The following is a 1,865-nucleotide window of genomic DNA, read 5'->3' as shown; positions in this document are numbered from 1 at the left end:
TTCAGTGCGCCAGGAAAGCTGGCGCGGTCCAGCCGGTGAAAGTCCGGCCCGGGTAAGGGGTAGCGCCCGCCCGGTAGTGAGTGTTGCGGCGTGGAAGGCGACGACCACGGTGAAGCGTACACAGCAACCGTGTGGGGTGTGGGATTGAGCCACGAAATTGATAGAGCGCAGGGGCCGAGGCGGTTGAAAACGCCGAAGGCAACATGTGCGGAGCCGTTACGCGAGGCTCTGTCGCCTTGCCGGGGTCGAAGGCCACATCACGCACGGAAGGATCGCGTCGGAACCTGGGAGATCTCTTGCCCGGCCGGGCGGCGTCCAGCCACACCGGTCCGCATCGGGAAGGTGAGGAGCCGTAGCCGATGATGAACGGGCAAGAGAAGTCTGACTCCGCCATAGTAGCTGTGAAGTCGCCGAACAAAGCCGGTTCTTCGGCGGCGGAGGCGATGGAGCCAAGGGCGGGGACCAAGGGGAACGCGGACCAGCAAAGCACGCACCGGGCACAGGACCGGGCTCGCGTGTCCCATGCGCTGGCCCGCGTACGGAAAGCTGCAGGGCAAAGGAAGAAAGAACGGTTCACCGCGCTTCTCCACCATGTCAATGTCGACACACTTCGGACGGCCTTCTATGCGCTCAGGCGCAAGGCGGCTCCTGGGGCGGATGGCGTGACATGGCGGGACTACGAGGCAGACCTTGAGCGCAAGCTTGAGGACCTGCACGAACGGGTTCATCGGGGAGCGTATCGACCGCAACCGTCTCGCCGGACGTACATACCGAAGGCGGACGGAAAGCAGCGGCCGCTGGCGATTGCCGCTCTGGAAGACAAGATCGTCCAAGGGGCAACCGTCATGGTGCTCAATGCCATCTATGAAGGCGACTTCTGCGGTTTCTCCTACGGGTTTCGACCCGGAAGAGGACCGCATGATGCGTTGGACGCACTGTGCGTTGCAATCGAACAGCGGAAGGTGAGCTGGATCATAGACGCCGACATCCGAAACTTCTTCGGCGAAGTCAGCCAGGAATGGCTGGTTCGCTTTCTGGAGCATCGGATCGGCGACAAGCGCATCATCCGCCTGATCCAGAAATGGTTGAAAGCGGGTATTCTCGAAGACGGGATCGTGACTGTGGATGACAGGGGAACGGGTCAAGGGTCGGTGATTTCGCCGCTCCTCGGCAATATCTACCTGCACTACGTCCTGGACCTGTGGGCCGAACGCTGGCGACGGCGCGAAGCTGCCGGCGACATGATCATCGTGCGCTACGCCGATGATGTAATCGTCGGCTTCGAGCGCGAGGACGACGCTCGTCGCTTCCTCGATGCAATGCGCTCGCGGCTTGAGGAGTTCATGCTGTCGCTCCATCCGGACAAGACCCGCTTGATTGAGTTTGGCCGCTTCGCGGCGGCCAATCGCAAGCGGCGCGGGCTCGGAAAACCGGAGACTTTCGCCTTTCTGGGGTTCACGTTCATCTGCGGTAAATCACGCCGAGGGCGCTTCCAGCTTCAACGGAAGACCCGCGGCGACCGCATGCGGGCGAAACTCCGGAGCATCAAGGCGCAGCTGCGGCAGCGGATGCACTGGCCGATCCCCGAACAGGGGCGATGGCTGAGGCAGGTCGTGACGGGGCATTTCGAGTACTTCGCGGTTCCCATGAACGGCCGGGCGATTACTGCGTTCCGGGATCATGTGACCGACCTCTGGCGAAGGGCGCTGCGGCGCCGCAGCCAGAAGGACGGCTGCACGTGGGAGCGTATCGCGAAGACAGCCGCCGACTATCTCCCCAAGCCCAGGATCCGTCATCCTTGGCCCGATGCGCGCTTCGCCGTCAATCACCCGAGGTAGGAGCCACGTGCGGGAAAGCCGCCTGCG

1 protein-coding gene is annotated in these 1,865 nt (G+C 63.0%); it reads left to right on the top strand.

Features of this window, described 5'->3' with window-relative positions; translation table 11 throughout:
* Positions 1-359 precede the first annotated feature (359 nt).
* The gene (ltrA, locus tag NMG80_RS05720) at positions 360-1,838 is read left to right on the top strand and encodes a group II intron reverse transcriptase/maturase (protein WP_436798549.1); all 1,479 of its coding nucleotides are present in this window, start codon (positions 360-362) and stop codon (positions 1,836-1,838) included.
* Positions 1,839-1,865: the final 27 nt, after the last annotated feature.

Source organism: Mesorhizobium escarrei (genome assembly GCF_935825525.1).
In the GTDB taxonomy this organism is placed as follows: domain Bacteria; phylum Pseudomonadota; class Alphaproteobacteria; order Rhizobiales; family Rhizobiaceae; genus Mesorhizobium; species Mesorhizobium escarrei.
Note: the sequence above shows the minus strand (reverse complement) of the source record. Positions and strands in the feature narration are given on the sequence as shown.

Excerpts from the sequence above, each read along its gene's own strand:
- ltrA (WP_436798549.1), top strand. The coding sequence starts at position 360 with ATGATGAACGGGCAAGAGAAGTCTGACTCCGCCATAGTAGCTGTGAAG.